This is a genomic window from Oribacterium sp. oral taxon 102 (assembly GCF_013394775.1).
Lineage (GTDB): Bacteria > Bacillota > Clostridia > Lachnospirales > Lachnospiraceae > Oribacterium.
The window spans coordinates 1,615,710-1,636,081 of the sequence record NZ_JABXYT010000001.1 but is presented as its reverse complement, the minus strand read 5'-3'; the positions used below and the strand labels follow the sequence as shown (position 1 = coordinate 1,636,081).

Genomic DNA, 20,372 nt, shown 5'->3' with positions numbered 1-20,372 from the left:
GGATGAAGAAGGGGCGTATGGAACGACAGGAGAGAGGCACGGCGCGGCGCGGCGTCCTGTTTTATCTGATCCCGGTCTTCCTGCTCACGGTGCTCTTCGTCTCGGGCGGGCTTTTTCTTCGGGATTTCATGCAGTACCGTCATGCCGGGCAGGAGTATTCGGGGCTGGAGTCCTATATTTATATGGAGGCTGAGACTGTCCCGGAGACGGAGCATGCGCCGGAGCCCTCGGAGACAGCGGAGTATTTTCCGGATATCCGTGTGGACACTGCGGCGCTTTGTGAAATCAATCCCGATTTCTCCTCGGTGCTCTATATTCCGGTGCTGGAGCTGCAATATCCGGTTGCTGCGAGCCGGGACAACGCCGATTACCTCCACACGACCTTTCGCGGTGAGTCCAATTACGCGGGCTGTATCTTTCTGGATGCCAATGCAGACGGCAGCTACGAGGAGGGAAATACCTTTCTCTTCGGGCATAATATGAAGGACGGCTCCATGTTCGGGAAGCTGAAAAATCTGCTCCGTGATCCGGAGCTGCTGAAGCGCGACCCGTACATCTATCTGTATACGAAAGACAAAATACGGAAGTACCGCATCTTTTCCTGCTATCACACGACGACAGAGAGTCCCTCCTATGAGGATTTTTTCGGAGAGGAGGGCTATGACAGCTATGTGAAGAGGGCTCTGTCCTACTCTTCCTGTCAGGAGGATCCGGAGAATGCCGTGGACTTCACGAAGCGGCCGAGGCTGCTCACGCTCTCTACCTGCGCAGGGAGGAGCGGGAGCAATCAGCGGACGCTGGTGCATGCTGCGCTTGTGGCAGAGCGCCCTGCGGATTCGGAATAAAAGAGTTTATTTTGGCTCTCGTCCGGGCTTTCCGGCGGGAGCAGATTTAGAAGTTATGTATTTAAAAAAATTATTATACAATTTAAAAAACTGTATACTTAAAGGGATTGATATTAAAAAAATCAATGATATAATTTAATTATCAAATAAAAATGCGGTGTGTCGGAGAGGCACAGCCCATCAATCAAATTTGGCAAACCCGGTGAAAACCGGCGACGCAAAGCTATAGGGACTGTAAAATGTCAGCCAGCTGCAATTTTATGTATATGACAGTTATAGGTATATGACGATGTATATGTAAGATTCTGCCTGGCTCCCTCGTTAGAAGGAGCTTGTTTATGTTTAGGAGCATTCGTAGATTTTTCACTCTGAGCTTACTGCTCAGCTTGCTTTTCACAATGGCTGCTTTCGCGGCAGACGCGAGAGCAAATGCGGCTTTTGACCGTGTCAACATTATTCGCACGCAGAACGGGCTCAGCCCGCTGAGCTGGAACGGGCAGATCGAGAGCGCAGCCTCTGTCAGAGCACAGGAGCTCGTGAGAAGCTTTTCCCACACCAGACCGGACGGAAGTGCATGGTACACTGCAGATTCCAGCGTTCTCTACGGAGAGAACCTCGCCGAGTACTACGGTACCGTAGAGGAGGTCGTAGACGCATGGATGGCATCTCCGGAGCACAAGGCAAATATCCTGAAGGCAGACTTCAAGAGCGGTGCGATTTCCGTATTCGAGCAGAACGGCAAGCTCTACTGGGCGGAGGAGTTCGGATATTGATTCGTATTTCCATATAAATTTCGGCAAAAACAGAGAGGGACAGGGCGAGATACCTGTCCCTCTCTGTTTTTGCGACGTGATTAAAAGACACTTTGTCTTTTAATAAAATTCACTTTGAAAAGCCTGTAAAAGAATAAATATCAGTTTTATTTGAAATGAATCCCTAAATATATGTATAAATATAAAATTAACAAGGAAAATATTCAAATAAATAATCCTTGACAAATCCGGGACATAAGACTAAAATAAGCGGCAACATTGAGGAGACGATTTCGTCATTTTCGTTGAGGGAGGAATCATTATGAAGAAGCTTCTGGCAATGGTACTTTCGGCAGCATGCGCAGTTTCCGCATTGGCAGGCTGCGGCGCAAATCCTGCGCCGGAGACGAAGGCGGAGAGCACGGCGGATAACGCGAAAGCAGAGGAGAGCGGAGCGGACAGCGGCTCCGCGGTACGCGGCAAGACCTTCAAGATTGCGATCGATCAGGCGTTCGCTCCGTTTTCGATTCAGCAGGACGACGGGAGCTATACAGGAATCGATGTGGATCTGATTCATGCGATCGCAGAGCAGGAGGGCTTTACCGTTGAGCTGCAGCCGATGGACTTCTCCGCGATCATTCCGGCTCTGGTCTCCGGAACGATTGACGGCGGACTCGGCTCCATGAGCATCACGGACGAGAGGAAGCAGACGGTGGACTTCTCGGATTCCTACTATGATTCGGGGCTCGCGCTGGTGACGAAGGCGGATTCGGGGATCACAAAGCTGGAGGATCTCGAGGGGAAGCTGCTTGCTGTCAAGGAGGGCACGCAGGGCGCGCTCTGGGCGGAGGACAACAAGGACAAGTACGGCTTCACGATCTCGACGCTGCAGGACTCCGCTTCTACCGCGATGGCGGTTCGGAACGGGCAGGCGGACGGGCTGCTTGAGGATTTCCCGGTGATCTCCTATCAGATCAAGATCGGGGAACAGGAGGGACTTCGGGTCGCGGTGGAGGCGGTCAATACGCCGGGCGGTGTCGGCTTCTCGGTTAATAAGGGGATGAATCAGGATCTGCTTTCCGCATTCAACGACGGACTTTCGAAGCTGAAGGCGGATGGAAGCTATGATAAGATTCTCGCAAATTATGAGGGCTGATCAGAGGAAGCTTTATGTTTGATTATTTCAGTATGTTCGTCCGGTACCTTCCGAGGCTTTTAGAGGGTCTTAGGCTGACGCTGCTGATTGCGGTATTCGGCATTCTGATCGCCATCGTGCTGGGGGTGCTGGTCTGTATTTTCTCCATTTCGAAGCAGCCGCTGCTGAACCGCATCGCGAATCTATACATTACGATTATTCGCGGGATACCGCTGATGATTCTGGCGCTTTTTCTCTACTTCGGCGTCATCAAGAACGCACTCCCGCTGCTGGTTTCGGCATCGCTGATTCTCGGGCTTAACGCCAGCGCGTATATGGCGGAGATTTTCCGCGCCGGGATACAGGCGATCGATTACGGACAGATGGAGGCGGCGCGTTCGCTGGGGCTCAGCTATGCGCAGACGATGCGGAAGATCATCCTGCCGCAGGCGGTGAAAATCATGATTCCGTCCCTGATGAATCAGTTTATCACGACGCTGAAGGACACGGCGATCCTTTCGGCTATTTCGGTGAATGAGCTGACGATGAGTGCCAAGACCATCATTGCGAGAAATTACAAGGCGTTCGAGCTGTACAGCTATGCCGCGATCCTCTACATTGTCCTGATTACGCTGCTGACGCTGCTCAGCAAATATGTGGAGCGGAGACTAAGCTATGACAGGAGGTGAGGAGATGGCGGCGGAAGAGATCATTTCGGTAAGGGGTCTGCATAAGGTCTTCGGAGAGCTGGAGGTTCTTCGGGATATCAGCTTCACCGTAAAGGAGGGTGAGGTCGTCTGCATCATCGGGCCCTCCGGCTCGGGGAAGTCCACCCTGCTCCGCTGCCTGAACAGGCTGGAGGAGACGCAGGGGGGAGAGATCCGGGTGCTGGGGCAGGAGCTCTCGGCGCTTAAGGACATCAATAAATATCGTGAGAATATCGGAATGGTATTCCAGCATTTCAACCTTTTCCCGAATTATACGGTGCTGGAAAATCTGACGCTGGCACCGGTGCTGCTGAAAAAGCTTGACAAAGGCGCGGCGCAGGAGAAGGCGGGGGAACTGCTCCGTACGGTCGGGCTGTATGAGCGGCGGGATGCCTATCCGGTGACACTGTCCGGCGGACAGAAGCAGAGGGTCGCGATTGCCCGGGCGCTCTGCATGAATCCGCGCATCCTGCTTTTCGATGAGCCTACCTCGGCGCTGGATCCGGAGATGGTCGGCGAGGTGCTGGACGTCATGAAGCGGCTGGCGCGGCAGGGCATGACCATGCTGGTGGTCACGCATGAGATGGGCTTTGCCAGAGAGGTGGCGGATCGGGTGGTTTTCATGGAGGACGGTTATATCGTAGAGGACGCTCCCCCGGAGGAGCTGTTTACGAATCCGAAGTCGGAGCGGCTCAGGAGCTTCCTCTCCAGTGTGCTCTGAGGGGGAAGCTATGACAGAACAGAAACCCTTTACGGTGTGTATCGCCCGGCAGTCGGGCGCGAAGGGACATGAGATCGGGAAGCAGCTTTCCCGGCGTCTGGGAATCCGTTTCTACGACAAGGAGCTGCTGGATCGTGCCGCGCGGAAGACCGGAATCGATACGGAGTTTATCAGCAGGCACGATGAAACGGTGGAGCGCGGCTTCCTCGCACCGCTCCTCGACCTGACGAGCAGCGCGGACAGCATGGGGGACAGGCTCTTCCGGCAGGAAATGCAGCTGATCCGGGATCTTCACAGCAGGGAGCGCTGCGTCATTATCGGCCGTCTCTCGGACTATATTCTCCGGAATGAAGATAATGTGCTGAATGTCTACATCTACGCACCGGAGGATTACCGCGTCGAGAATATCATGACGCAGAACAGCATTGAACGGCGGGAAGCACGGCGGCTGATTCGAGAAAAGGACGCGGCACGTGAGAGCTATTACCGCTTCTATTCCATGAATCACTGGACGCAGCAGAAGGGAAAAGATCTCATGCTGGACTCCGAGAGCTTCGGCGTCGAGGGCTGTGTCGAGATTTTGTCTGCGGCGGTGCGGAGCCGCTTCGGGGCTCCGGAGAAGCGTTGAACGAAGCGCCTGCCTGAAATGCTACAGGATACCGGCGGCTTCCTTCGCGAGACGGTCAGCCAGCTCATTATATTCTACGCCGGAATGCGCCTTGACCTTCTGAAAATGGAGGGCAAGGCGCTGTTTCCTTTCCTGCATGAATTCGTAATATGCCTTTGTTCCCGCCTTGTTCCGCTTCCAGCTTCCCTCCGCCCAGCATTCGATCCCCATATAGTCGTAGCAGATCGTGAGGGAGTGCAGCCCGAGCCGCTCCGCCTCTGTGACAGCGCGCATGGCGCCGTGAATTTCTCCGGCGACATTCCGCATGGAAGCGAGCTCCGGATCGCTGCCGGAGCCCTGAAAGCGGAGCATGGAGCCGCTTTGGAAGAGCAAAACCACACCGTAGCCGTAGATCCCCTTAGCAGCGTGATAGCTTCCGTCGACATAGGCGATCGCCGTATATTCCGATTCCGGAGAGAGCGGCGCAGCGGACGCACCGCTGCTTTCCTCGGAGAGAAAGCGCTCCGCCTCCTCTCGGGATGGAAACTTCTTATAGACCGCGGCGGGGAAGCCGCCGGTTTCCTGACAGCATTCTTCCCAGCTCTCATATATTCCGGGGGTTCTCCCCCTTCGTACAGCATAATAAAACTTTGACATGATACCCCTTTCCCAATATACTGTATAAGTCCACTGTCAGCGACGTGGGAGCTGCCACTGGCAGCGGAGCGGCGCGAGGGACTTATACACGTATGGTGTAGCAAAACGCGGCATAGAGGCACTGTATAAATCCCCTGCTATGCAGGCAGTATGGTCAATGGCTAATACAGTACAGTATAGCTAATATAGTATAAGAAAGGATCTGACTGATGTCAAAGGCAGTGAAGGCAGTTTTTTTTGATCTGGACGGCACGCTGGTGAATACGCTGTGCAGTCTCCGGACGGCTATGAATAAAACGATGGCGCATTTCGGTTTCGACCCGATCACAGAGGAGCAGACACGGCGCTATGTGGGCTGCGGTTCCCGGGTTTTCGTGGAGAAATCCCTGCAGGCGACCGCAGACCGCCTTTACCGGGAGGCGGAGAGCTGGGAGAAGAAGGATGAGGATCGTGCCTTCGAGCTGGATCAGCAGGCGGATGAGGTAATGGCGGAGCTGGACGCGGCATATGCATATTATGCTTCGATTTTTCCGGAGAACTGCACCTACCGTGCCGAGGCGTATCCGGGAATGCCGGACTGCCTCAGGGCACTGCGGACACAGGGCATCCGGATCGCCTGCATTACGAACAAGCCGCTGGACGCGGCACGGCTCGTACTGGACAGCGCCTTCGGCGAGTCCTTTTTTGACTATTTGTCGGCAGACGACGGGACGCATCCGCTGAAGCCGGATGCGGGTGTAGTGCGGGATGCCTGTGTGAAATTGCAGGTAGAGCCGTCTGACTGTGTCTTTGTCGGCGATACCGGAACCGATATCGAAACGGCGAGGAATGCCGGCATTGCCTCCATTGGCTGCGTCTACGGCTTCCGCGGACGGGCAGAGCTTGAGAGGTACGGCGCGACGGTCTGCGTGGACAACGCGGCCGAGATTCTCCCGGCGCTTAGGGGGATTGTGAGTTGACAAAGCATGGAAACCGCTCTATGATTAGCAGAGTCGGTTATGGACTGCTAACGGAAGAGCAATCACAGCAATATGCGCATACATTCCGGCGGCATCGGAAATACCGGCATACCATATATACAGGAGGCAGATATGACAAAGATAGATATTATTTCCGGCTTCCTCGGCGCAGGCAAGACGAGCTTCATTCAGAAGCTGCTCGCGGAGGCACTGAAGACGGAGAAGGTGGTACTGATAGAGAATGAGTTCGGGGAGATCGGCATCGACGGCGGTTTCCTGAAGGATGCCGGCATTGAGATCCGGGAAATGAATCAGGGCTGCATCTGCTGCTCGCTGGTCGGGGACTTCGAGAGCTCTCTCCGGGAAGTGGTGGAGCGCTATCAGCCGGAGCGCATCCTCATTGAGCCGTCCGGCGTCGGCAAGCTGTCCGATATCATCGGCGCGGTGAAGAGCGTTTCCGGGAAGCTGGATGTGGAGCTGCATGCGGCGGTTACCGTCGTAGACGCGAAGAAGGCGAAGCTCTATTCCCGCAACTTCGGCGAGTTCTTCAATAATCAGATCAAGTACGCCGGTACGGTCGTGCTCTCCAGAACGGATATCGCGGATGGAGAGAAGATCGACGAGGCGGCAGAGATCGTGAGGGCGATAAACCCCAAGGCTACGGTGATTACGACACCGGTACAGGAGCTCGGCGGCGCCCAGCTTTTGGAGATCCTGAGTAAGCCGGATACGATGGAGGAGGAGATGCTCCGTGAGGTTATGGAGCGAGTGCATGCACACGAGCATCATCATCATGAGGATGCGGAGCATGATGGACACGAACATCATGGAGATGCGGAGCATGCGCATGGTGAGCATTGCGGCTGCGGCTGTCATGATACGGAGCATGGTAAGCATCATCATGAGGATGCAGAGCATGCGCATCATCACCATGCAGAGCATGGCGGACATGAACACCATCATCACCACGATGCGGATGAGATTTTCATGAGCTGGAGCGTGGAGACGGCGAGGCCCTATGACAGGGCATGGCTCTCGGATGTGCTCGACCGGATGGCAAATACGGAGGAGTTCGGCACAGTAGTCCGTGCGAAGGGGATGCTCAAGACGCAGGAGGGTCCGTGGATGTACTTCGATCTCGTCCCGGAGCAGACGGAGATCCGAGAGGGCAGCCCGGATTATACCGGCAGGCTGGTGGTCATCGGTGCTTCACTTCGCGAGGATGCGCTGAACGCACTGTTTAAGGGATAAGGACGGAAAATATGGCAGCAAGCGATAATTTCGACTTGGAGGACGGGCGGCTTCCGGTGTTTCTGATCAACGGCTTTCTGGAGGCTGGCAAGACCGAGTTCATCAAGTTTACGATGGCACAGGAGTATTTCCGTTCTGAGGGAACGACGCTGCTCCTGCTCTGTGAGGAGGGGGAGGTCGAGTACCCGCAGGAATATCTGGACAAGTATCATACCGTCGCAGTTCTGATCCGGGACATCCGGGAGCTGAACCGGGAGTACCTCTCGGTGTTGGAGGCGAAGCATCGGCCGGAGCGCATCCTGATCGAGTGGAACGGAATGTGGAACCAGGACGATCTCTATGACGGCCCTATGAGCGAGAAGCTCCTCGCCGCACAGCAGGGGAGAGAGCCGGAATACGAGATTTCTCTCCCTGCATCTTGGGTGCTCTATCAGACGATCACCATAGCTGACGGCTCTACGCTTTCCCTGCATCTGAATAACGGGAATATGCGTGCGTTTCTGGGGCAGATGCTTCGAAATGCGGAGCTCTGCATTGTCAACCGCTGTGACGGGCTGTCCAAGGAGCAGCTCGTGGACTTCCGCCGCAAGATACGCGCGATGGGACAGAACGCGATGCTGATTCTCGAGAATCAGGAGGGAGAGATCACGCAGGACGCGTTGCCGGAGGATCTTCCCTACGATCTGAATGCCTGCTCTATCGAGCTGAGACCGGAGGATTACGGAATCTGGTTCCTCGATGTGATGGACAATCCGGAGCGTTATCTCGGGAAGGAGGTCAGCTTCTCGGCAATGGTGCTGAAGCGGAAAAATATGCCGAAGGACGAATTTATTCCGGGGCGTATGGCGATGACCTGCTGCGCACAGGATATGAGCTTCCTCGGCTACGTCTGCAAGGCGGAGCCGAGAATGATCGAGGCGTTCGAGACGAGAGACTGGGCGAAGCTGACTGCTTCGATCGGCATGGAGGAGCGGCCGGAATATCATGGAGAGGGACCGGTGCTGTATCTGAAGAGCATTGCGCGAACCGGCGAGATCGCAGAACCGGTCAGCTTCTGACTGCCCTCGAGCTTCTGCTCTGGGGCGCCACGCGGTTTATTGCAGGACTTGTCCCTGCAATCCCCCTCTGGCGAAGAGCTTAGAGCGGTTCGGAGGGGGATGCCTTCGGATGCTTTTGTCCGAGGGAGTGCCGCCGCGGGAATGCAGGAAGAAGCATGTTTTTCGGACGGGTAGCGCTATGGAAGCCATTACCGAAGTTTATGGCAGGGAGGATTCTTATTGAAACTCCTTGCTTTTTTGTATTCAAAAAACTATAATGATTTAAATTCACAAGAGATTAACGCTTCAACGTGAAAAAGCAAGTGCAGATGATGACGGGACAGAGGAGGAGAGAGTATGAAGTGCAGGAAGCTCACAGCACTGGCAGCGGCAGCAATGGTATGCAGCCTTGCGGCATGCGGTACATCCGCAGCGTCGAAGGCAGCAGGAACGGAAAGCAGTATTGAAGAGAGTATAACGACAGGAAACGGCGCGGAGAGCGTGGAAAGCGCGGCGGCAGATGAGAGAGTCTACCGGATCGGTGTGCTCCAGTTCGTGCAGCATGCGGCGTTGGACAGGGCGAACGAGGGCTTTGCGGCGGCACTGGACGAGGCAGGGATCCTGTATGAGCTGGATCAGCAGAATGCTTCGGGAGAACAGTCGACCTGTCAGACCATTGCGGAGAAGTTTGTCAACGACAGGGTGGATCTGATCTATGCGATCGCAACGCCGGCGGCACAGGCGGCGGCAGCGGCAACGGAGGATATCCCGATCGTGCTTTCTGCGGTGACCGATCCGGAGGGCTCCGGACTCGTAGAGAGCAATGCAGCTCCGGGCGGGAATGTGACCGGCGCTTCCGATCTTACGCCGGTCAAGGAGCAGATCGACCTGCTTCGCCGTATCCTTCCGGATGCGAAGAATGTCGGCATCCTGTTCTGCACCGCGGAGGCGAATTCGGAGATTCAGGCAGAGATGGCGAGGAAGGCACTGGACGACGCAGGTATTTCACATGCGGACTATACGGTGTCCGGCTCTAACGAGATCCAGACGGTCGTGGAGTCCATGATCGGCAAGGTGGACGCGATCTACATTCCGACAGACAATACAATCGCGGCGGGGATGGCGACAGTGGCGCAGGTCGCGAACGACAACAGTATTCCAACGATCTGCGGAGAGGAGAATATGGTGTCGGAGGGAGGTCTCGCTACCTACGGCATCGACTACTTCCGGCATGGCATGCTCGCAGGAAAACAGGCGGCAGAGATTCTGAAGAACGGCAAAAAGCCGGCGTCGCTTCCGATCGCCTATGGAGAGGCTTCCGATATGAAGCTGACAGTTAATGAGGAGACTGCGAAGCTCCTCGGCATCGACGTTTCCGGACTCAAGTAGAGCAGTTCGGGCAGGCCCTTTCGGCTGTATCGGGGTTGTGAGCGGGAAGGATTTCGAGAGGGACGGCAGGGAGAAGCTTCGCTTGCCGCCCTCTTCCTATGACAGGGGCTTTTCTGATCGATGGGGAAACGGGAAAAGCTGCATGTCAATGACATATGAGGAGAAAAATGAACGGTTTACTGGCATCCCTTCTGGGGGCGGCTTCACAGGGGCTGATCTGGGCACTGATGGTGCTCGGCGTATACATCAGCTTCAAGATTCTGGACATTCCGGATATGACGACTGACGGTTCCTTCGCACTCGGCGGCTGCGTCTGTGCGATGCTGCTGCTCGCAGGCACAGATCCGATCCTTGCTGCGCTTGCCGGTGCAGCTGCCGGGGGCATCGCGGGTGCGGTGACCGGCATCCTGCATACCTTTTTCGGGATTCCGGCGATTCTCGCGGGGATCCTGACGCAGATCTCGCTTTGGTCCATTAACCTCCGGATCATGGAGGACAAATCGAATCAGTCTGTCAATAAGATCGCGTCAATTATTACCTTCTGGGCGGACAGGTTTGCGCTGACCCAGTCGCAGGCATCGCTGATCGTCGGTGTTATTATGGTTATTCTGATTGTGGGACTGATGTACTGGTTCTTCGGGACGGAGCTTGGCTCGGCGCTCCGTGCAACCGGAAACAACGAGGCGATGATCCGGGCGCTCGGTGTGAACACGAACGCCTCGAAGCTGCTCGGACTCATCCTCGCCAATGTATTGGTCGGACTGTCCGGCGCGCTGATCTGCCAGTCTACGAAGTATGCCGACGTCGGAATGGGAACGGGTGCGATCGTGATCGGGCTCGCGGCGATCGTGATCGGAGAAGTGCTTTTCGGACGGGTGCGGAATTTCGGACTGAAGCTCCTTGCCTCGGCTGCAGGCTGCGTGATCTATTTCGCGATTCGCGCGATCGTGCTCCGCCTCGGCATGAAGCCGAACGATATGAAGCTGCTCTCGGCGCTGATTGTCGCGGCGGCGCTCTGCATTCCGGTCGCGGCAGAGAAGTGGAAAGCGAAGAGGGCGTACCGGGAAAGCGTTTCCGACAGGGCAGAGGCAGAGAAGAAGGAGGATGAGCCGCATGCTTAAAATCAAAAATGTCCGGAAGACCTTCAATATCGGCACTGTCAATGAAAAAAGGGCGCTGCAGGGTATAGACCTTACGCTGCAGGATGGAGATTTCGTGACCATTATCGGCGGAAACGGCGCGGGCAAATCTACACTTCTCAATATGATCGCCGGCGCATATCCGGTGGATTCCGGCATCATCGAGATCAATGAGAAAAACATCACCAAAATGCCGGAGCATCTGCGTGCGAAGTACATCGGGCGCGTCTTTCAGGATCCGATGAAGGGCACGGCGGCGGATATGCAGATCGAGGAGAATATGGCACTTGCCTTCCGGAGAGGGGAGCGGCGCAGGCTTCGCTGGGCGGTCACAAGGCGGGAGCGGGAATTCTATAAGGATGCGCTGGAGCGGCTCGGGCTCGGGCTGCAGGCACGGATGAGCTCGAAGGTAGGGCTCCTGTCGGGCGGACAGCGGCAGGCGCTGACGCTTCTGATGGCGACGCTTCGGCGTCCGCAGCTCCTGCTTCTTGACGAGCATACGGCGGCGCTGGATCCGAAGACTGCCTCCAAGGTGCTCAGCCTGACCCGGGAGATCGTGGAGGAGGAGCAGCTGACGGCAATGATGGTCACTCACAATATGCACGATGCGATCACGATCGGCAACCGCCTGATTATGATGGACAATGGCAGGATCATTTATGATGTGGCGGGAGAAGAGAAAAAGAGGCTCCGGGTAGAGGATCTGCTCCGGAAATTTGAGGAGGCATCCGGCGGCGCCTTTTCCAACGACCGCATGATGCTGGCGAAATAATTTATGCCTTACTCTTGCATTTGCCCGGAAACTATGGTATAGTTTCCAAGTTGCCACAATAGCACAGTCGGTAGTGCATCTGATTCGTAATCAGAAGGTCACCAGTTCGAGTCTGGTTTGTGGCTGGAACCGTCGATATGTCCGACGGTTCTTTTCTGTATAAGCTCCTGTCAGGCGCCGGAACAGACGCCGTGTTTACACGAGCGGATGTTCCGGCATCTGACAGGGCAACAGGAATGAGCACGAAGCGGTACGTGAGTAGCGCGGGAGTGTGAATTCCTGTTCGCGATGCGGGAGCTTCGAAGAAGCGGAGCAGCGCGTAAGCTTATACAGAAAGCGGTGAAAGGCAAAGCGCGGGGAGAGCAGGCGCCGGAACAGACGCTGTGTTTACACGAGCGGATGTTCCGGCATCTGACAGGGCAACAGGAATGAGCACGAAGCGGTACGTGAGTAGCGCGGGGGTGTGAATTCCTGTTCGCGATGCGGGAGCTTCGAAGAAGCGCTTATACAGAAAGCGGTGAAAGGCAAAGCGCGGGGAGAGCAGGCGCCGTGTTTAACAGAAAACAGCCAAGCGGGAATGTTTTCTATAGAGGAGAATGCGATGGAGAATCTGGACATCCGCAGGGAGCTGCTGCAGAGGCTCCGGACGGTTAACCCTTTGGATTTTTTTGATTTACTTTTCTATGTCGCGGGAGTTGTGCTGCTGATTTATGCGCTTATGCGGCTCGTGCGCGGCTTCGAGGCGAAGGACAGGAGTATACAGCGAAGCGGCTTCCGTATTCTCGCGCTTTCCCTGCTGCTTATTCTGCAGCGGCTGCTGCTCCGCCGCTTCGAGCTGCTTTGACAGAATCTTAAGATTTCTACGAAAACTTTACGATATTGGATTTCGTCTTGCGGGAAGATACATAGAGAGAGTAAACTGTAGTCAGCACAGAATGAAGAGGACAGCATATGAGAATCTACAGAAGATACCTGCTGTGCCTTATGGCAGCGGCATTGAGCCTTGCCTCGGCAGCGGCGGGATATGCCGGACAGTGGCAGCAGGGAAAGGGCAGAGACAGCAAAAAATGGTGGTACAATAATCTGGACGGGAGCTATCCGAAACGGGAGTGGGTCTGGATTGACGGCGATTCCGACGGTATTGCGGAGTGCTACTATTTCGACGCGGATGGCTGGCTTGTGACCTCTTCTTCGGTCAGCGGCAGCAGGGTGGACGGCAGCGGGGCATGGGTAGACAGTAGCGGTGCGGTGCAGACCCGGAGCGTGTCAGAGGGAAATGTGCAGACAAACGGGGTGAATGAGAACAGCACAGGCGTGATTGATCTCGGCTCGGATCTGGAGCTCGGCACAGAGTGGGAGGCAGAGGATCCGGAGACAGGTTTCTCCAAGGGGGACGCAGGAAAGGAAGCGGTGGAGATCTCGGTTGACCTGAGCAGTCTGAGGAGCTTCCGGAGTGCTGCGGAGAAGGCAGACGGCATATCTGAAGCGGAGAGCTATGGAGGACCGGGCTCCGGCGGAACGGCGGTGATTTCTATCACGACGGCTCCGGGGGTAACACTCGGCACAGCACCGGGAGCGGGAAGCAGCGTACGGCGTTCGGCAGAGGCGTTCGGAGGTGTAGTGGGCAGCAGCTCTGACAGTATGCCGCGCACGGCGGCGACAGAGCTCGTGAACTATGCCAGAAGCTTCATCGGCAGGCTGCGCTACGCGACCGCGGGGGAATCGCTGGAGACCGGCGCGGACTGCTCCGGCTTCACACAGCAGGTTTTCCGGCATTTCGGAATCTCGATCCCGAGAGATTCCCGCTCACAGTATGCAGCGGCGGAGAAGATCTCTGTGGAGGATCTGCGGGCAGGCGACTTGATTTTCTATGGCTCTTCCCCGTCCACGATCTACCATGTGGGGATCTATTCCGGAGACGGGACGCTGGTACACAGTACGCACAGCGGCGATTATGTGCGGGAGCATGACGCGTTCTATGCGAAGCCGTATGGCTACGGGAGATTCGCGAATTAGCTCCGTTTTGTTCAACAGGTATTCGGCTATCGCATGGGGGAGTATGGAGCAGAGAAGGAAAATTATATTTCGGTACGGCATTGCGGCGGGGGCAGGAATTCTATTTCTGCTCCTCGCTTTGCTTTATGCCTTTCAGACGGTTCGGACACGTGATGCGTTCAATGCAGCACGGCATACGGAGAGCGGCAGCGCGGCAGAGGAGACGGCGGGGGAGACGCAGAGGACAGAGGCGAAGGGCTTCTATCAGAAGCTTCGGAGCGGGCAGCCGGTGAAGATCTGGGTTTTCGGGGATGAAACTGCCTATGACAGGCTTTCCGGGCTGGAGAGCTGGACGGGACAGCTTGCCGATGGCCTGCGGGAGCGTTACGGCTCTCAGGTAGAGCTTCAGAATTTCTCGCTTTTCGGCGTATATGATACCCTGATGCATTATGTACTTTTGCAGCAGCAGCTCGGAAGCGGAGAGACTGCGGATGCGGTGCTCCTCTGCATGGGCTATTATGAGGATCCCTTCGTGTTCCCGCTGTACTATGAGGCACTGCTCCGGAGCCTGAAGCTCCGTCTGCCGCAGACCGCCATTCTTTCTCTGATCGAGAGTGCGGCAGTGACTGCACCCGAGGGGAGTGCCGACGAGCTGGCGACGCTGACACGGGACCTCACGGAGCGCTACCATGGGCAGACGATCAGTATGGCGGAAGCATTTGCAGTTTCCGGTGAAGACTATCCCGCGCTCGCGGGCGGCGCGTTTCCCCTTGCGCTTACGGCGGAGGGACAGCGGCTCTATGCCGACTGGATACTCGAACAGCTTGCTGTGGCGGTATCTGCCGGGACAGAGATCGATGAAGCGCTTCCGGAGCTGGAGAATGCTGCGGCTGCGGTTTTTGACCGGTATTCCTATATTCCGCGGGAGCGGTTCACGCGAATCAGTGAGACAGACTGGCAGATCTCCATAGAGGCGCTCCGGAGGATCGGTGCAGAAAGCGGCGGTGTCGTCGCGCTGGATTACAGCTTCCTGAAGGGACAGAATGATGTCAACGTTTCGATAGACGGGCAGCTCTTCGGAGGGCTCAGCAGGGTATACAGCGATTTCGAGACAGAGGGAGCGGAGGCCGGAGAGAAGTCACGGCTCCGGAGAGTAGAGATCATCCGGAACAATGCGAATGTGACCGATTACCTGTCCGTCACCTTCGGCACGAAGGAGCAGGCGGAGACCTTCTCCGGATTGATCCTTTTCGGCAATCTGGGCTTCATGGAGGGCAGCGCAGACTATACCGCACTGCCGGTTCCGGAGAAACGGGTGGAGACTGCGCCGGAGCCGGAGGGCACCGCACCCGGGGAGCCGGAGAGTGCGGAGAATACGGAAACTACGTCGGAAATCCGAGAGGAATCGGGTACGCGGGAAACTTCGGAGTCCCGCAGGGAAAACGGGGAGAGGAGACGAGAGACAGAGGGGCATAGACAGGAGACGGAGACACCCGCGGCGCCGGAGAGCACGACGGTATCGGAGAGTACGACGGCAGAGACGGTTCCGGAGGCAGAGACGGTTCCGGAAACGGCCGCAGGGCCGACAGTCGGGACGCATATCCCGGAGAGCAGAGAGACAGCCGGTCCCGCACAGGGGCTGGTTCCGGTGGCGGAGCCGCAGGAGGCAGGAGGAAACTGATGCTGTACGACAGGGATATCAGGGAGCCGCTCTTCGATTTTCTGGAGGAAAAATACGGAAAATGCCGGATGCTCGAGGAAAAGATCATGGGTAGCTCGCGTGCCGATATCGTGATGGTGACGGAGGACAGCTTCTACGGGATCGAGATCAAGAGCGACAGGGACAGTTATGCGAGGCTGTCCGGACAGGTTTGGGACTATGAGCGTTTTTTCGATCGGAACTATGTCGTCGTAGGCAGCAGCCATGCAGGGCATATCGCGGAGCATGTCCCCGCGCATTGGGGCATCATCAGCGTCGAGGAGGCAGTGAATGCCGCAGAGGGAGCAGTCCTTCCGTCCCGGAAAACGCCGGACTTCTATCTGCTGCGGGAGCCTGCTGACAATCCCAATGTAGAGCCGCAAAGGAAGCTCAGTCTGCTCTGGAGACCGGAGCTTCGGCGCATTCAGGAGCGGAACGGGATGCCGGAATACAAACGGCTCGGCAAGAAGCGGCTTCTGGAGAAGATCGCCAGTTATGTGGACTATCCGATACTGCGAAGGGAGATGAGTGCGGAGCTCTTCGAGCGGGATTATACGAAGATCGGAGGGGAGATCGAGCGCTATCGCCTCGAGACACTTTCGAGGGAGCCGGGAAAAAGAGGCGGCGTACTCCCGCGGAAATCGAAATCGGGAAAGCGGCGGAGAAGGGAGCCGGAGCTGCTGGTTTCCAGAGTTGTACGCGGACGAAGAGGGAAATGAACGGCTTTCGAACGGCTTCCTTCGCGGATCAAAGAATTTTGAAGATTTTATGAGGATTCTTGCATTGTAAAGAATCCTCTTTTTTTATATGATTATTCAGAGCGATGGAGCGATCCTGGAAATATTGCTTGCAGCCGGAGAAGGGGCTTTATAAAAGCAGCATCACGCGATGCCCTTCGCGGCGCATAAAGAGAACTTTGGAGGACAGGCTATGGCGGTATCGGAGATGAAGGAAAAGACATTACAGGGCTTCCGCGAGGTATTCGGAGACACGGAGGGCGTGTCCTGCTACTTTGCGCCGGGAAGGGTAAATCTGATCGGAGAGCATACAGACTACAACGGAGGGCATGTTTTCCCCTGTGCGCTGACGATCGGAACCTATGCGGCAGCGCGGAAACGGGCGGATCGGAAGCTCCGCTTCTATTCTGTAAACCTTGCTTCGCAGGGCGTGATCGAGTCGGATCTCGACTCCTTCGTACCGCTCCATGAGGATTCGTGGACGGCATATCCGAAGGGGGTCATCTGGACGTTCGCAGAGCGTGGGATGACGCTCCCCTGCGGGCTGGATCTCGTCATTAACGGGAATATTCCGAACGGCTCCGGTCTCTCCTCAAGCGCCTCTCTCGAGGTGCTGACCGGCTTCCTGCTTCGGGATCTCTACGGATTCACGCTTACGAATCAGGAGCTCGCGCTGATCGGACAGTACAGCGAGAATCATTACAACGGCATGAACTGCGGGATCATGGATCAATTTGCCAGTGCCATGGGAAAGAGGGATCATGCGATCTTCCTCGACACCGCGACGCTGCGGTTCGAATATGCACCGGTGGTGCTGCAGGGCATGGAGCTGATTGTGACCAATACGAACAAGAAGCACAAGCTCGTCGGATCGGCCTATAACGACAGACGGAGAGAGTCAGAGGAAGCGCTCCGAGCGCTTCAGACGGTCTGCCGGATCCGGACGCTCGGCGAGCTTTCGGATGCGGACTTCGATCATTATGCCGCAGTCATTCAAGATCCGGTGGTACGCCGCAGAGCGAAGCACGCTGTTTATGAGAACAACCGTACGCTTCGTGCGGTAGAGGCGCTCAAGGCGGGAGAGCTTGCGCGCTTCGGCGAGCTGATGAACCAGTCCCACATTTCCCTGCGGGACGATTACGAGGTTTCCTGCCGGGAGCTCGATGTGCTGGCGGAGACCGCGTGGACGGTGCCTGGCGTGCTCGGCTCCCGTATGACGGGCGGCGGCTTCGGCGGCTGTACGGTATCCATCGTACAGGAGGACGCAGTCGCACGCTTCCGTGAGATCGTGGCAGAGAAGTATCGGCAGGAGATCGGCTACGACTGCAGCTTCTATGCGGTTTCCGTCGGCGACGGACCGGCGAAGCTCTGAGACATCGGAAAGGAGAGATTATGAAAATTCTGGTTACGGGCGGCGCCGGATATATCGGGAGCCACACCTCGGTAGAGCTTTTGCAGGAGGGATATGAGGTCGTCATTCTCGACAATCTCTACAATTCCAGCGAAAAGGCAGTGCAGCGCATTGAGGAGATCAGCGGGAAGAGGCTGCGGTTCTACAAAACCGATATGCTGGATCGGAAGGGCATGGAACAGGTATTCGATGAGAATCCGGATATTTCCGCCGTGATCCATTTCGCGGGGCTCAAGGCAGTCGGAGAGTCGGTGCACAAGCCGGTAGAGTATTATGAGACCAATATCGGCGGAACGCTGAACCTTGTTTCCGTGATGCGGGAGCACGGCTGCAAAAACATCATTTTTTCCTCCTCTGCGACGGTCTATGGCGATCCGGCGGAGATCCCGATCACAGAGAGCTGTCCGAAGGGGACTTGCACGAATCCCTACGGCTGGACGAAGTGGATGCAGGAGCAGATCCTGACGGACATTCATACGGCGGATCCGGAATGGAATGTGATCCTGCTCCGCTACTTCAATCCGATCGGCGCGCATCCGTCGGGACGGATCGGCGAGGATCCGAAGGGAATCCCGAACAATCTCCTGCCCTACGTGGCGCAGGTCGCGGTCGGAAAGCTCACGGAGATCAGCGTCTTCGGCGACGACTACGATACGCCGGACGGCACCGGGATACGGGACTATATTCATGTTGTTGATCTCGCGAGGGGGCATGTCAGGGCGATCGAGCGCCTCGCGAAGAAGGACGGCGTCTTCCTCTGCAATCTCGGTACCGGAAGAGGCTGCTCCGTACTGGAGGTGATCCATGCCTTTGAGAAGGCATGCGGGAAGAAGCTGCCCTATGTGATCCGTCCGCGACGTGCGGGGGATGTCGCAGTCTGCTATTCCAGCTCGGAAAAAGCGGAGCGGGAGCTCGGCTGGAGGGCGCAGTACGATCTCGAGGATATGTGCAGGGACAGCTGGAACTGGCAGTCGAAGAATCCGAACGGCTACAATTCGTGAGATAGGATGATGGAAATGACGCAGACAGATGAAAGTATAAAGAGGCTGATCGCCTATGCGCGGAAAACTGCCTTGCTTGAGGAGAGCGATGTCCGCTGGGCGATCAATTCCGTGCTCTGCGAGCTCCGGCTCACAGAGACGGCGCTCACGGAGGAGGAAATCAGGGAGGAGCAGAAACAGATTCCGGAGGAAGCGGTCGAAAGCGGCGAATATCTGGAGGAGACACTGCGGGCGCTCACAGACTATGCGGTCAGGGAGGGACGCACGGAGGGCGACTCTGTCGTGTTCCGAGACCTCTTCGATACGAAGCTGATGGGACTGCTGACCCCACGCCCGTCGGAGCTGATCCGGCGGATCACAGAGCTGTACCGGGAGGACAGGGAGCGGGCGACCGACGCCTACTACCGCTTCAGCCAGGATACGGACTATATCCGCCGCTACCGTATAAGACGGGATCTCAAGTGGAAGACCGAGACGGAATACGGCGCGCTGGATATCACGATCAACCTGAGCAAGCCGGAGAAGGATCCGAAGGCGATCGCGGCAGCGGGCAGGGCGAAGCAGTCCGGCTATCCGAAATGCCAGCTCTGCCGGGAATGCGAGGGCTACAGCGGCAGAGCGGACTATCCGGCGAGAGAGAATCACCGGATCCTGCCGATCCGGATACAGGATGAGAACTGGGGCTTCCAGTATTCTCCCTATGTTTACTACAACGAGCACTGCATCGTCTTCAATCAGAAGCACACGCCGATGAAGATCGATGAGGCGGCCTTCCGGAAGCTCTTTGATTTCGTGAGCCTTTTCCCGCATTACTTCGTTGGCTCGAATGCCGATCTCCCGATTGTAGGCGGCTCGATACTCTCGCATGAGCATTTCCAGGGAGGGCATTACCGCTTCGCGATGGCAGAAGCGCCGGTGGAACGCTTTTTCACGGTACGGGGCTTCGAGGACATCACGGCAGGTATCGTGAAATGGCCGATGTCGGTGATCCGGCTGTCCGGAGAGGACAGCCGGCGGCTCGCCGCCCTGGCGGGGCATATCCTCGCATGCTGGAGGGCCTATACGGATGAGACCGCCTTTGTCTTCGCGGAGACAGATGGCGTCCCGCACTCCACTATTACCCCGATCGCCAGGAGGGCAGGGGATCGGTTCCAGCTCGATCTCGTGCTCCGGAACAATATCACGACAGAGGAGCACCCGCTGGGCGTTTTCCACCCGCACGCGGAGCTTCACCATATCAAGAAGGAAAATATCGGTCTGATCGAGGTGATGGGACTCGCGGTGCTTCCGGCGCGGCTTCGGGAGGAGATGGCGCTGCTCCGCGCTGCACTCCTTTCGGGGCGGGAGATCGAAGGAGACCCTGTGCTTGGGAAGCACGCGGAATGGGTGCGGGAATTTTCGCGGCGCTGTCCGGCATTTACAGAGGAGAATATCGAGGAAATCCTGCGAGCAGAGATCGGCAGAGTTTTCCTGCGAGTGCTGGAGGATGCCGGTGTCTTCAAGCGGACTGCGGAGGGACAGGCGGCATTTGACCGCTTTACCGCGAGCCTGTAGGGCA

The 20,372-nt window shown here is 56.6% G+C and carries 20 protein-coding genes, 1 tRNA gene and 1 riboswitch; of the genes, 20 read left to right on the top strand and 1 reads right to left on the bottom strand.

Translation table 11 applies throughout. From position 1 onward, the window contains the following. Window positions 1–2: 2 nt before the first annotated feature. The 6 genes from HW273_RS07445 to HW273_RS07420 all read left to right on the top strand — a co-directional run bounded on the left by HW273_RS07445 (window position 3) and on the right by HW273_RS07420 (window position 4,788). Window positions 3–845 carry a class B sortase gene (locus tag HW273_RS07445; protein ID WP_179011173.1) on the top strand — a complete coding sequence of 281 codons (843 nt, stop codon included), beginning with the start codon at window positions 3–5 and terminating at the stop codon, window positions 843–845. Window positions 846–1,027: 182 nt separating this feature from the next. Then, a riboswitch (cyclic di-GMP riboswitch) is annotated at window positions 1,028–1,103 on the top strand. A gap of 80 nt (window positions 1,104–1,183) precedes the next feature. Further along, window positions 1,184–1,618 (top strand): CAP domain-containing protein, encoded by a 435-nt coding sequence (locus HW273_RS07440; protein WP_179011172.1) that lies wholly within the window; start codon window positions 1,184–1,186, stop codon window positions 1,616–1,618. 301 nt (window positions 1,619–1,919) lie between these two features. After that, window positions 1,920–2,753 (top strand): transporter substrate-binding domain-containing protein, encoded by an 834-nt coding sequence (locus HW273_RS07435; protein ID WP_179011171.1) that lies wholly within the window; start codon window positions 1,920–1,922, stop codon window positions 2,751–2,753. Between the two features lie 14 nt (window positions 2,754–2,767). After that, window positions 2,768–3,421, top strand: coding sequence for an amino acid ABC transporter permease (locus tag HW273_RS07430; protein ID WP_179011170.1), 654 nt, complete (start codon window positions 2,768–2,770; stop codon window positions 3,419–3,421). Then, on the top strand, window positions 3,408–4,160 hold the full coding sequence (locus tag HW273_RS07425) for an amino acid ABC transporter ATP-binding protein (RefSeq protein ID WP_330603975.1): 753 nt from the start codon (window positions 3,408–3,410) through the stop codon (window positions 4,158–4,160). The genes HW273_RS07430 and HW273_RS07425 overlap by 14 nt, the downstream gene beginning before the upstream one ends. Window positions 4,161–4,170: 10 nt before the next feature. Further along, window positions 4,171–4,788, top strand: coding sequence for a cytidylate kinase-like family protein (locus HW273_RS07420; protein ID WP_179011169.1), 618 nt, complete (start codon window positions 4,171–4,173; stop codon window positions 4,786–4,788). Window positions 4,789–4,809: 21 nt separating this feature from the next. On the opposite strand, the gene HW273_RS07415 is transcribed toward HW273_RS07420, so the two are convergent. Beyond that, complete coding sequence (locus tag HW273_RS07415; RefSeq protein ID WP_179011168.1) at window positions 4,810–5,424, bottom strand: ribonuclease H1 domain-containing protein; 615 nt, start codon at window positions 5,422–5,424, stop codon at window positions 4,810–4,812. 209 nt (window positions 5,425–5,633) lie between these two features. Between HW273_RS07415 and HW273_RS07410 the strand changes: the two genes are divergently transcribed. The 14 genes from HW273_RS07410 (at window position 5,634) to HW273_RS07345 (ending at window position 20,368) form a co-directional block, all read left to right on the top strand. Continuing rightward, entirely contained in the window at window positions 5,634–6,383 is a 750-nt protein-coding gene (locus HW273_RS07410) for an HAD family hydrolase (RefSeq protein ID WP_179011167.1), read from the top strand. Window positions 6,384–6,515: 132 nt separating this feature from the next. Further along, window positions 6,516–7,634 (top strand): CobW family GTP-binding protein, encoded by a 1,119-nt coding sequence (locus HW273_RS07405; protein WP_179011166.1) that lies wholly within the window; start codon window positions 6,516–6,518, stop codon window positions 7,632–7,634. 11 nt (window positions 7,635–7,645) lie between these two features. Next, complete coding sequence (locus tag HW273_RS07400) at window positions 7,646–8,692, top strand: TIGR03943 family putative permease subunit (protein ID WP_179011165.1); 1,047 nt, start codon at window positions 7,646–7,648, stop codon at window positions 8,690–8,692. 336 nt (window positions 8,693–9,028) lie between these two features. Continuing rightward, on the top strand, window positions 9,029–10,060 hold the full coding sequence (locus tag HW273_RS07395) for an ABC transporter substrate-binding protein (RefSeq protein WP_179011164.1): 1,032 nt from the start codon (window positions 9,029–9,031) through the stop codon (window positions 10,058–10,060). Between the two features lie 167 nt (window positions 10,061–10,227). Then, window positions 10,228–11,181, top strand: coding sequence for an ABC transporter permease (locus tag HW273_RS07390; RefSeq protein ID WP_179011163.1), 954 nt, complete (start codon window positions 10,228–10,230; stop codon window positions 11,179–11,181). Further along, entirely contained in the window at window positions 11,174–11,971 is a 798-nt protein-coding gene (locus tag HW273_RS07385) for an ABC transporter ATP-binding protein (protein WP_179011162.1), read from the top strand. The genes HW273_RS07390 and HW273_RS07385 overlap by 8 nt, the downstream gene beginning before the upstream one ends. A 52-nt stretch (window positions 11,972–12,023) precedes the next feature. Then, window positions 12,024–12,096, top strand: a tRNA-Thr gene (locus tag HW273_RS07380). A gap of 476 nt (window positions 12,097–12,572) precedes the next feature. Then, complete coding sequence (locus HW273_RS07375) at window positions 12,573–12,815, top strand: hypothetical protein (RefSeq protein WP_179011161.1); 243 nt, start codon at window positions 12,573–12,575, stop codon at window positions 12,813–12,815. Between the two features lie 107 nt (window positions 12,816–12,922). Beyond that, window positions 12,923–13,987, top strand: a complete 1,065-nt coding sequence (locus tag HW273_RS07370) for a C40 family peptidase (protein WP_179011160.1) — start codon at window positions 12,923–12,925, stop codon at window positions 13,985–13,987. A gap of 43 nt (window positions 13,988–14,030) precedes the next feature. Beyond that, window positions 14,031–15,647: an SGNH/GDSL hydrolase family protein gene (locus HW273_RS07365; RefSeq protein WP_179011159.1), complete on the top strand. Its 1,617-nt coding sequence runs from the start codon at window positions 14,031–14,033 to the stop codon at window positions 15,645–15,647. Beyond that, window positions 15,647–16,384 carry a sce7726 family protein gene (locus HW273_RS07360; RefSeq protein WP_179011158.1) on the top strand — a complete coding sequence of 246 codons (738 nt, stop codon included), beginning with the start codon at window positions 15,647–15,649 and terminating at the stop codon, window positions 16,382–16,384. Before HW273_RS07365 ends, HW273_RS07360 begins: the two co-directional genes overlap by 1 nt. A 211-nt stretch (window positions 16,385–16,595) precedes the next feature. Next, window positions 16,596–17,774 (top strand): galactokinase, encoded by a 1,179-nt coding sequence (locus HW273_RS07355; protein ID WP_243206767.1) that lies wholly within the window; start codon window positions 16,596–16,598, stop codon window positions 17,772–17,774. A gap of 20 nt (window positions 17,775–17,794) precedes the next feature. Continuing rightward, window positions 17,795–18,814, top strand: a complete 1,020-nt coding sequence (gene galE / locus HW273_RS07350; RefSeq protein ID WP_179011157.1) for a UDP-glucose 4-epimerase GalE — start codon at window positions 17,795–17,797, stop codon at window positions 18,812–18,814. Between the two features lie 9 nt (window positions 18,815–18,823). Beyond that, a complete protein-coding gene (locus HW273_RS07345) occupies window positions 18,824–20,368 on the top strand; it encodes a UDP-glucose--hexose-1-phosphate uridylyltransferase (protein WP_179012491.1) in 1,545 nt (514 codons plus the stop codon). Window positions 20,369–20,372: the final 4 nt, after the last annotated feature.

What these genes read in the sequence shown, in the direction of transcription:
- HW273_RS07445 (WP_179011173.1), top strand. Translation starts at nt 3, where the DNA reads ATGAAGAAGGGGCGTATGGAACGACAGGAGAGAGGCACGGCGCGGCGC.
- HW273_RS07440 (WP_179011172.1), top strand. Translation starts at nt 1,184, where the DNA reads ATGTTTAGGAGCATTCGTAGATTTTTCACTCTGAGCTTACTGCTCAGC.
- HW273_RS07435 (WP_179011171.1), top strand. Translation starts at nt 1,920, where the DNA reads ATGAAGAAGCTTCTGGCAATGGTACTTTCGGCAGCATGCGCAGTTTCC.
- HW273_RS07430 (WP_179011170.1), top strand. Translation starts at nt 2,768, where the DNA reads ATGTTTGATTATTTCAGTATGTTCGTCCGGTACCTTCCGAGGCTTTTA.
- HW273_RS07425 (WP_330603975.1), top strand. Translation starts at nt 3,408, where the DNA reads ATGACAGGAGGTGAGGAGATGGCGGCGGAAGAGATCATTTCGGTAAGG.
- HW273_RS07420 (WP_179011169.1), top strand. Translation starts at nt 4,171, where the DNA reads ATGACAGAACAGAAACCCTTTACGGTGTGTATCGCCCGGCAGTCGGGC.
- HW273_RS07415 (WP_179011168.1), bottom strand. Translation starts at nt 5,424, where the DNA reads ATGTCAAAGTTTTATTATGCTGTACGAAGGGGGAGAACCCCCGGAATA.
- HW273_RS07410 (WP_179011167.1), top strand. Translation starts at nt 5,634, where the DNA reads ATGTCAAAGGCAGTGAAGGCAGTTTTTTTTGATCTGGACGGCACGCTG.
- HW273_RS07405 (WP_179011166.1), top strand. Translation starts at nt 6,516, where the DNA reads ATGACAAAGATAGATATTATTTCCGGCTTCCTCGGCGCAGGCAAGACG.
- HW273_RS07400 (WP_179011165.1), top strand. Translation starts at nt 7,646, where the DNA reads ATGGCAGCAAGCGATAATTTCGACTTGGAGGACGGGCGGCTTCCGGTG.
- HW273_RS07395 (WP_179011164.1), top strand. Translation starts at nt 9,029, where the DNA reads ATGAAGTGCAGGAAGCTCACAGCACTGGCAGCGGCAGCAATGGTATGC.
- HW273_RS07390 (WP_179011163.1), top strand. Translation starts at nt 10,228, where the DNA reads ATGAACGGTTTACTGGCATCCCTTCTGGGGGCGGCTTCACAGGGGCTG.
- HW273_RS07385 (WP_179011162.1), top strand. Translation starts at nt 11,174, where the DNA reads ATGCTTAAAATCAAAAATGTCCGGAAGACCTTCAATATCGGCACTGTC.
- HW273_RS07375 (WP_179011161.1), top strand. Translation starts at nt 12,573, where the DNA reads ATGGAGAATCTGGACATCCGCAGGGAGCTGCTGCAGAGGCTCCGGACG.
- HW273_RS07370 (WP_179011160.1), top strand. Translation starts at nt 12,923, where the DNA reads ATGAGAATCTACAGAAGATACCTGCTGTGCCTTATGGCAGCGGCATTG.
- HW273_RS07365 (WP_179011159.1), top strand. Translation starts at nt 14,031, where the DNA reads ATGGAGCAGAGAAGGAAAATTATATTTCGGTACGGCATTGCGGCGGGG.
- HW273_RS07360 (WP_179011158.1), top strand. Translation starts at nt 15,647, where the DNA reads ATGCTGTACGACAGGGATATCAGGGAGCCGCTCTTCGATTTTCTGGAG.
- HW273_RS07355 (WP_243206767.1), top strand. Translation starts at nt 16,596, where the DNA reads ATGGCGGTATCGGAGATGAAGGAAAAGACATTACAGGGCTTCCGCGAG.
- galE (WP_179011157.1), top strand. Translation starts at nt 17,795, where the DNA reads ATGAAAATTCTGGTTACGGGCGGCGCCGGATATATCGGGAGCCACACC.
- HW273_RS07345 (WP_179012491.1), top strand. Translation starts at nt 18,824, where the DNA reads ATGGAAATGACGCAGACAGATGAAAGTATAAAGAGGCTGATCGCCTAT.